Below are 8,611 nucleotides of genomic sequence, written 5' to 3' on the forward strand. Positions count from 1 at the left end.
AGCCGGGGGCAAAGCCCCTGGCTGGCTGGGGCGGACAGGAATTTTTGCCGGGTTTTATGATGGCCTCAGTGCCGGGGCTTATAGTGCCCGCCGCCTCTGCGGGGGGCCGGGCGCTCCTGGCGCGGCGAAGCGCCTTCCTGTCTGGAGGGCAGGGGCCTTGCAGGCTGCTCGGCTGGACTTTCCTCCAGCATGGCGATGAGGGGTTTCTCCTGGGCAGTGCTTTCCTGACGGGGCGGAATGCCTTCCCGCCGTGGCGGAATGCTTTCCCGCCTGGGCGGAGGGGCTTCCTCCTCGTCCTCCGCAAAACGGGCCTGTTCCCTGGAACCGCGGGAGACAGGGGCCTCATAGGGGTCTTCCCCGCCGTAATCTACCAGGGGGCCTTCCAGCCGGGCTGTGCCTCGAGAAAGCAGGATGGGCACCAGCAGCAGGGCCAGCCCCAGCACCACGAGAACTGCCAGCCCTGCCGGGGAATATAAAAACGCGGCCAAAGCCCCGCAGCCCGGCAGGAAGGTTACACACACCGCCACCACCCGGGCGGGATCCAGCAGGTTTACGTCAGGCTGGCCGAAAGCCTCCTGCTGGGTGATATACATGCCCTCGCTGGTGCCTACAATCCGGCGCAGCAGCAGTTCCCCATCCTGCTGGAAAGCCACAATGTCTCCGGGCTGGCACTGGCTTCCCATGCGCAGGATTGCCAAATCCCCGGGGTAAAGGGAAGGCGTCATTTCCCCGTTTGCCACGGTAAAGGGCGCATAGCCCAAAAGGGTGGGGGGCGACTCCTGCTTCACGCTGGAGCTGTAGAGCAGGGCGCCGCCTGCTACAAGCAGCACCAGCAGCACCAGCGCCAGAAGAATCCGTACAATCCAGATAAAAGCCTTCATACCTGTTTCAGCCCCTTTTCCATCACTGTATTTTCAAGCTCTACCATCTGCCCCGTTTCCGGGTGCGGGCGCTTTACCCGCTGGTCTTTCACGGCCCTGTATCCCAGCTTTTCAAAAAAGCCCCGGGCCGACCTGGAAGCATGGACAGTTATCCGGGCCTGCCCCTGCCGTCCGGCTTCTTCCTCCAAGGCGGAAGCCAGGGCTTTGGCAGCGCCCCGGCCCTGGAAGTCCCGGTGGATATAGAGCCTGTCTACATATCCGCCGTCTAAGTCTGCAAAGCCTATAATCCGGCCTGTTTCATCCTCTGCCACCAGGGCGAAGTGGCGCAAAAGGGAGGAGCGCCACGCCTCTCTGTCCCACTTTTCCACAGGAAGCGCCCAGGCTTCCACCTGCTCCCGGGTGTATTCCATTTGGCAGACGGTGTGTACTGTGCCCCAAAACAGGCGGTATACCTCATCCAAATCGCTTTCCCTGAACCTCCGCAGGGAAAACTTCTTTTGGGGAGGCTTTGGCAGGTCCACATTCCGAAGCAGCCATTTTGCCACCCCGTCCTCCTCGTTGCTGCCGATAATTTCTGTGGCCGCCCCTTGCAGCTTTGGCACCGCGTTTGCCACAGCGCACTTCACGTCCGCGGCCTCAAACAAGGGCAGGTCGTTTATGGCGTCTCCAAAGGCTACCATCCTGTCGCAGCCCAGCAGCTCTTTCAGCTTCCTGGCGGCATTGGCCTTGGTGGCTTCCTTTGGCATCAGCTCCAGCCAGTATTCCTCCCGGTACAGTTCCTGCTGGAAGGTGGCTGTAAGCCAGGGCTGTGCCGCCGCCTGCTGATACAGGGGCAGAAGGGCCTCCCTCTCCCCTATAAAGGTGAAGTAAAAAGCCTCCCCCTGGTACAGCGCTTCCTGGGAGGATACCCCCCGCAGGCGCTTGTCCCATTCCCGGTTTTGCAGGTAATAGGCCTGGCCCGGCGTTTCCTTCCCCCGCACCCAGGAAAGCCGCTCCACGCCCTCCACAAAGGCGTACACCACAGGCCACAGGGAAAGCGCCTCCGCCTGCTTTTCCACCCAGGCGGCCTGCTCCGGCGTGAAGCCTGCCCGGAACAGGGGCTTCCCTTCCGGGCCTTCCAGGATGAAGGCCCCGTTATAGACGATGACCGGCAGGTTCCGGGTGAGGCCCTGGGTTACCCGCACTGCCGAATGGTTGGATCGTGCTGTGGCAAAGGTGAAATGCATCCCCCGCTCTATGAGATGGTTCAGCGCCCACACCGTAAATTCCGAAAGGCGCTCGTTTCGTTGCAGCAGCGTCCCGTCCAAATCGCTTACATATAATGTCATGCCCATCGCCATGCGATACAGAATCCGCACAGAAAGCCATAAAAAACAGCCTTTTATGCCTGGTATCGTTCCTTTCTGTAAGATTTTTCGTAACACTTCTAAATCTTGAGATGTTTCCTGCACAATTCGTAAATCTCCCCTGTGCAAAGCCATTTCCGCAGGGTGGCAAGTCCCTGCTCGTTTTGGGGGCAGGGCAGATACCGCCGCATATAGCCCTCTTCCCCATATTTCTCCCGGATGTGCTCCACTGCCCGGCGCACCTGGGCTTCCGCTGAAAGCTCCGGCTTTGTGGCGAGGCCGTATTCCATCACCCGCCGGACAATGCGCTGGGGGTCAATATCCCGGTCGGCCTCGCTGACAATGCGTCCATACACAGAGCGGGGCTCTTTCCCGGAGGAGGCCCTGTGATCTTCCACAGCCTCCCCCATGGTTTTTATCTGCCCGGGAGAAAACCACCGGGAAAGGTTCTTGTCTGCCAGCAGGTAAGCCCCGGAGGTTTTCTCGTGGTTTTCCCTGCCAAACTGCAGGCCTGTGTCATGGTAGGCGGCAATGGCGTAGACCATGCCTGCGTCCACCTCTCCGAAAAGCTCCCGGGCGGCGGGGATAAGGGCCAGGCTGTTTTCCAGCACCTGCCGCACATGGGCCGGCCCGTGGGCCGCGTCAAAGCCCTGGTACAGGGGCAGGATGTTTGTTTCTATGTACACTTTCAGTTCCTGGTTGATTTGTTCCATCATCTGCACACTCCCATTCATTCTTTTCGTTTCGTGCGCAGCAGCCGCAGTTTTAAGTATACCATATCCTGTGCGCGATTTCCACGCGCTGGAAGAATTTTTTGCCCCTTGACAAAATCTTACACCCATGGTAATATGGTAACGTCACCACATGGAAACGATACCATGCACAAAAATCTGGAGAGGAAGGTTTCATATGCCGGAAAAGAATCCATATGACAGGGACTGCTCTTCCATTTTGGAAACGCTGGACGTGGCTACAGGGGAGCGCACTGTCCTGCGTGAATTTGACTATGTGATTGAGGCCCCAAACTGGCTGCCTGACGGCAGGCGGCTGCTCTATAATTCCCACGGCTCTTTGTGGCTGTTCGATTTGGAGACAAAGGAAAGCAAAAAAATCGACACAGGAGACTGCAGCCGCTGCAACAACGATCACGTCCTCTCCCCGGACGGAGATTATGTGGGCTTTAGCTGCGGCGGGATGGACTCCCAGGTGTACATTGTGCCCATAACAGGTGGCAAGCCCCGGACTGTCACCCCTAACAGCCCCAGCTTCCTCCATGGCTGGTCCCCGGACGGCAAAACCCTGGCCTACTGCGCTTTCCGGGAGGGCGGCAAGGACGTGTATGCCATTTCCGCAGAGGGCGGGGAGGAAACCCGGCTGACCTCTGCCCCCGGCCTGAACGACGGCCCGGAGTATTCCCCGGACGGCAGGCACATCTGGTTTAACTCGGAGCGCTCTGGCCTGATGCAGATTTGGCGCATGGACGCGGACGGGCGGAACCAGATCCAGATGACCACAGACGAGGACAGCAACAGTTGGTTTGCCCACCTCTCCCCGGATGGCAGCCAGGCGGTGTATATCGCCTACAAAAAGGGCGACGTGGCCCCTGGGGATCACCCGGCCAACAAAAACGTGGAGCTGCGGCTGATGAGCGCCCAGGGCGGAGACTACCGGGTACTGTGCAGGCTGTTCGGCGGGCAGGGCACCCTGAACGTTAATAGCTGGTCCCCCTGCGGGAAGAAGATTGCCTTTGTCAGCTACCGGATGAAGGGGTAAAACGCCTTGCTTTAAGGCTTATTTGCAAAAAGCATCTCCTATAATAACAAAAAATCCCCTGGCAGGAGCCTGGGGATTTTTTGTTATTATTCCACATTATCCGCAGGAAGCGCATGGCTTTGTGTAAAGCTGCCCTGCCTGGAAAAAGGCTTTCAGGCCTCTGTGGCCTGGGGGCAGAGGACAGGATGCACCGGCAGGCCCGCAAGGACGCTGCGCAGGCTGCGGTATGGATCCTTCCGGCGGAAAAACTCGTATACCGAGCAGGCCTTATCCATCAGGGACACCAGGGCTGACTCCCGGAAATGAGGGGGGCGCAGGGTCAGGGGGAACATATGGCTGCGGATGATGTCTGTCTCGATGCCTGTGAGCAGCAGCTCCTTTTGTGCGTTTTCCAGGGCGATGGCAGGGTGGCGTGTCCAGTGGCCCTTGTGGGCGGGATCGCCGTCCTGGGCATCGTAAAAGAAATAGTCGTGGAACAGCGCCCCCCGCACCATCTCGTGCATGTGGAAAGTGGCAGGGGCGGCGGCAGCCAGCCGGTAGCTGTAATAGGCCACAGCCACGCTGTGGAGCAGCCGGGAGGTATTCCCATGCTGGGGGTATTGGGCAATCTGGGTCAGTCCGGAGCAGCGGGAAAGCTGTTCGTAATACTGGCAGAAAAGGGTGGCGTCAAAGCGCTGGCGGGAGGTTTTTGTCTTTCTCAAAGGGGCAGCTTCCTTTCTTCCGGTGGTTTCGTTTTTACAGTTTTATGAAACTATATGCATATAGTATACCACGTTTGCGGCCCGGGCGCAAGACGGGAAAAGCTGGGAACTTAGCCCCCCAGGTATGCCTTGCGGATTTCCTCGCTGGCGGCAAGCTCTGCCCCGGTGCCTGTCATAACCACCCGGCCCGACTCCAGCACATAGGCCCTGTCCGCGATTTGCAGGGCCATTTCCGCGTTCTGCTCTACCAGCAGGATGGTGGTGCCGGACTTGTGCAGCTCGGCAATGATGTCGAAAATCTGCTCCACCAGAATGGGCGACAAGCCCATGGATGGCTCGTCCAGCATGAGGAGTTTGGGGTGGCTCATCAGCGCCCGGCCCATGGCAAGCATTTGCTGCTCGCCGCCGGACAAGGTGCCTGCCACCTGCTTTTTCCGCTCCTCCAGCCGGGGGAACCGGGCGAATACGTTGTCCAAGTCCTCTTTCGATACCTTCCCCTTGCTGAAAGCCCCCATCTCCAGGTTTTCCAGCACTGTCATCTGCAGGAAAATCCGGCGGCCCTCCGGCACATGGGCCAGGCCCTTGGACACCAGCTTGTGAGGGGGCATTTTCGCCAGATCCAGGGAAGCGCCCTCCTCGGTGTAGGTGATGGCGCCGCTTTCCGGGCGGATAAGCCCTGTGATGGTATGCAGGGTGGTGGTTTTGCCCGCGCCGTTTGCGCCGATAAGGGCCACCACCTCCCCGGGGTTCACCTCAAAGGATACGTCCTTGATGGCGTGAATCTTCTCATAATATACGTTTATTTTGTCCACTTGCAGCATTTATTCTGCCCCCCTCTTGCCCAGGTAGGCTTCAATTACAGTGGGATTTGAACGGATGTCCTCCGCCGTACCCTTGGCGATAACCTCACCGAAGTTTAAAACGCAGATGCCCTCGCAGATGCCCATGACCAGCTTCATGTCGTGCTCAATAAGCAGCACCGCAATTTGGAACTTGTCCCGGATTTTCACAATATTTTCCATCAGCTCTGCCGTTTCCGCCGGGTTCATGCCTGCGGCAGGCTCGTCCAGAAGCAGCAGGCAGGGATCTGTGGCCAAGGCCCGGACAATTTCCAGCCGGCGCTGGGCGCCGTATGGGAGGTTCCCTGCCCGCCAGTTTGCCATATACTCCATGTTGAAGATGGACAAAAGCTCCATGGCCCGCTCATGGGCTTCCTTCTCCTTTTTCCAGTAGGAGGGCAGGCGCAGGACGCCTTCGATGGCGCTGTATTTCTTCTGGTTGTGCAGGCCGATTTTCACGTTGTCCTCTACGGAGAGGTTTGAAAACAGCCGGATGTTCTGGAAGGTGCGGGCAATGCCCATTTTGTTTATCTGGACGGTGGTTTTGCCGTGGGTGTCCATGCCGTTTAAGAGGATGGTGCCCCGGGTGGGGGTGTACACCTTTGTCAGCAGGTTAAAGACTGTGGTTTTCCCGGCGCCGTTAGGGCCGATAAGCCCGGCGATTTCCGTTTTGCCGATGGTGAAGTTAAAGTCGTTTACAGCCCGCAGGCCGCCGAAGTCCACCCCCAGGTGGCTGCATTCCAGCACAGGCGCGTGGCCCAGATCCCGTTCGGGGATAATAGAGTGGCTGGGCACCGGCACCATTTTTCCTTTTTCAAATTTCAGTTCAGGCATCCGCTGCGCCCTCCTTTCCTGAGGCTTTTTTGCGGGGCAGAAGCTTCCCGATGAGCGTGCGCACCTTCTGGCTGTTGGTGACAAGCATCATAAGGATAAGCACCACCGCGTAAATGAGCATACGGTAATCGGAGAACTGCCGCAGCCAGGTTTCCGGCAGGATGTAGAGCACGGTTGCCGCCACAATGCTGCCCAGCATGTTGCCCAGGCCCCCCAGCACCACGAACACCAGGATAAGGATGGAGGTGTTGAAGTCGAACTTGTTGGCGGTGACGGTATTCTGGCTTAAAGCGTACAGGGCGCCCGCGGCCCCTGCCATGGCAGCGGAGATGACGAAGGCCATCAGCTTGTATTTTGTGGCGTTGATGCCCACGCTCTCAGCGGCAATGCGGTTATCCCGCAGGGCCATGATGGCGCGGCCTGTGCGGCTGTCCACCAGGTTGAAAATGATGATGAGGCAGATAATGATAATCACAAAGCCTGAGGTGAGGGTGGAGATTTTCTGGATGCCAGAGATGCCGTTAGGGCCGTTTACCAGCATCATGCCCCCCTTCCCCAGGCCGATGTCCGGATTTAAAAAGCCGAAGCGCAGGCCCGAGGGGTTTTTCCCGATATAAAGGTTGGTCACCACGGTTTTAATAATCTCCCCAAAGGCCAGGGTGACAATGGCCAGGTAGTCTCCCTGCAGGCGCAGCACAGGCACGCCTACAATGACCCCTGCCGCCGCGGCCAGGACAGCGCCCACGATAAGCGCCAGAATCATGCGGCCCCAGGAGGGAAGGCCGGAATCTGCCAGGGCCATGGCGGCTGTGGCCCCGGAGAAGGCCCCCACGCTCATAAAGCCCGCGTGGCCCAGGGAAAGCTCACCTAAAACGCCTACGGTCAGGTTCAGGGACAGGGCGGCGACGATGTAGGCGCACATGGGCACCAGCAGGCCCTGGAGGGCTGAGGGCATAGATCCTGCCCCTATCACTGCCATGAGGACAATATAGGAAAGGATGACCACCCCATAGGTGATGAAATTCTTCCTTGCTTTTTTACGGATAATCAAACGTTTCATAGGCACCTCACACCTTCTCGCTGACTTTTTTGCCCAAAAGCCCGGTGGGCTTTACCAGCAGGATGACAATCAGCACCAGGAACACAATGGCGTTTGCCAGCTCTGTGGAAAGGTAGGCGCTGGAGAAAATCTCAATAACCCCCAGCAGGATCCCCCCCAGGAAGGCCCCGGGGATGGAACCAATACCGCCGAACACAGCGGCTGTGAAGGCCTTGATGCCGGGCATGGATCCGGTGGTGGGGATAAGCTTGGGATAGGCCGAGCAGAGCAACACCCCGGCAATGGCGGCAAGGGCCGAGCCAATGGCAAAGGTGAGGGAAATGGTGGCGTTTACGTTGATGCCCATAAGCTGGGCCGCGTCCTTGTCTTCACTGCAAGCCCGCATAGCCTTGCCTGTGCGGGTTTTCCCGGTGAAGAGGATAAGGCCCGCCATGATAACCAGGCAGGCGGCAATGGTTACCAGGGTCTTGTAAGGCACGAGGAGATCCCCACCTAGCTGGATGCCGCCGTTTCCGAAGATGGCGGGGAAAATGCGGGGGTTGGAGCTCCACATAAGCTGGGCGGCGTTTTGCAGGAAATAGCTTACGCCGATGGCTGTGATAAGCACCGCAAGGCTTGTCACCTGCCGAAGGGGCTTATAGGCAAACTGCTCGATGAGGATGCCCAGCAGGGTGCATACCAGCACCGCCGCCAGAATGCCCAGGATGGGGGACATGCCAAAGCCTGAGCAGATGAAGAAGCAGATATACGCGCCCACCATGATGATGTCGCCATGGGCGAAGTTCAGCATTTTGGCAATGCCATAAACCATGGTGTATCCCAAGGCGATGATGGCGTACACGCTGCCTAAGCTGATGCCATTGATAAGATTGTTGACGAAAGACAAGAATACCACCTCAAGTTTAAGGTCGCCTCCGGCGGCTCAAGGCGCTGCCGGAGAATACAAAATTTTGACAGATATAGCAAGAAGAGGGCCGCCGAACCGAGGCCAGCCCTCTTTGCTTGCTGCTTTGGAAAATAGTTTACAGATTAGGGCTTGTTTGAAAATAGAGAAAGTGCCGAATTTTTGAGACAAAACGGAGCGGTTTCAAGGCGGAAAACGCAAGACAGGCTGTCGCCTGTCGAGGATTTCCAACACAGAAAACGCACGTTTTGGACAAAAAGACGGTGTTTGCGA

The 8,611-nt window shown here is 58.1% G+C and carries 9 protein-coding genes; 1 reads left to right on the forward strand and 8 read right to left on the reverse strand.

Annotation, left to right across the window (positions count from 1 at the left end; all coding sequences use genetic code 11):
- Positions 1 to 65: 65 nt before the first annotated feature.
- From D1841_RS12450 to D1841_RS12465, 3 genes are all read right to left on the reverse strand, one after another.
- A complete protein-coding gene (locus tag D1841_RS12450) occupies positions 66 to 881 on the reverse strand; it encodes a S24 family peptidase (RefSeq protein WP_160641604.1) in 816 nt (271 codons plus the stop codon).
- Positions 878 to 2,209 (reverse strand): GNAT family N-acetyltransferase, encoded by a 1,332-nt coding sequence (locus D1841_RS19240; RefSeq protein ID WP_237076149.1) that lies wholly within the window; start codon positions 2,207 to 2,209, stop codon positions 878 to 880. Before D1841_RS19240 ends, D1841_RS12450 begins: the two co-directional genes overlap by 4 nt.
- A 98-nt stretch (positions 2,210 to 2,307) precedes the next feature.
- Entirely contained in the window at positions 2,308 to 2,943 is a 636-nt protein-coding gene (locus D1841_RS12465; protein ID WP_160641603.1) for an HD domain-containing protein, read from the reverse strand.
- Positions 2,944 to 3,136: 193 nt separating this feature from the next.
- Here D1841_RS12465 and D1841_RS12470 point away from each other — a divergent pair, with 193 nt between their 5' ends.
- Positions 3,137 to 4,000 carry a PD40 domain-containing protein gene (locus tag D1841_RS12470; RefSeq protein ID WP_160641602.1) on the forward strand — a complete coding sequence of 288 codons (864 nt, stop codon included), beginning with the start codon at positions 3,137 to 3,139 and terminating at the stop codon, positions 3,998 to 4,000.
- Positions 4,001 to 4,152: 152 nt separating this feature from the next.
- Here D1841_RS12470 and D1841_RS12475 read toward each other — a convergent pair whose 3' ends face one another.
- The 5 genes from D1841_RS12475 to D1841_RS12495 all read right to left on the reverse strand — a co-directional run bounded on the left by D1841_RS12475 (position 4,153) and on the right by D1841_RS12495 (position 8,320).
- Positions 4,153 to 4,701 (reverse strand): phosphodiesterase, encoded by a 549-nt coding sequence (locus D1841_RS12475; protein ID WP_160641601.1) that lies wholly within the window; start codon positions 4,699 to 4,701, stop codon positions 4,153 to 4,155.
- Between the two features lie 110 nt (positions 4,702 to 4,811).
- A complete protein-coding gene (locus tag D1841_RS12480) occupies positions 4,812 to 5,522 on the reverse strand; it encodes an ABC transporter ATP-binding protein (RefSeq protein ID WP_160641600.1) in 711 nt (236 codons plus the stop codon).
- A complete protein-coding gene (locus D1841_RS12485) occupies positions 5,523 to 6,344 on the reverse strand; it encodes an ABC transporter ATP-binding protein (protein WP_237076152.1) in 822 nt (273 codons plus the stop codon).
- 22 nt (positions 6,345 to 6,366) lie between these two features.
- Entirely contained in the window at positions 6,367 to 7,434 is a 1,068-nt protein-coding gene (locus D1841_RS12490) for a branched-chain amino acid ABC transporter permease (RefSeq protein WP_160641598.1), read from the reverse strand.
- Between the two features lie 7 nt (positions 7,435 to 7,441).
- A complete protein-coding gene (locus D1841_RS12495) occupies positions 7,442 to 8,320 on the reverse strand; it encodes a branched-chain amino acid ABC transporter permease (protein ID WP_160641597.1) in 879 nt (292 codons plus the stop codon).
- Positions 8,321 to 8,611: the final 291 nt, after the last annotated feature.

This window comes from Neglectibacter sp. X4, assembly GCF_009917365.1.
Lineage (GTDB): Bacteria > Bacillota > Clostridia > Oscillospirales > Acutalibacteraceae > Acutalibacter.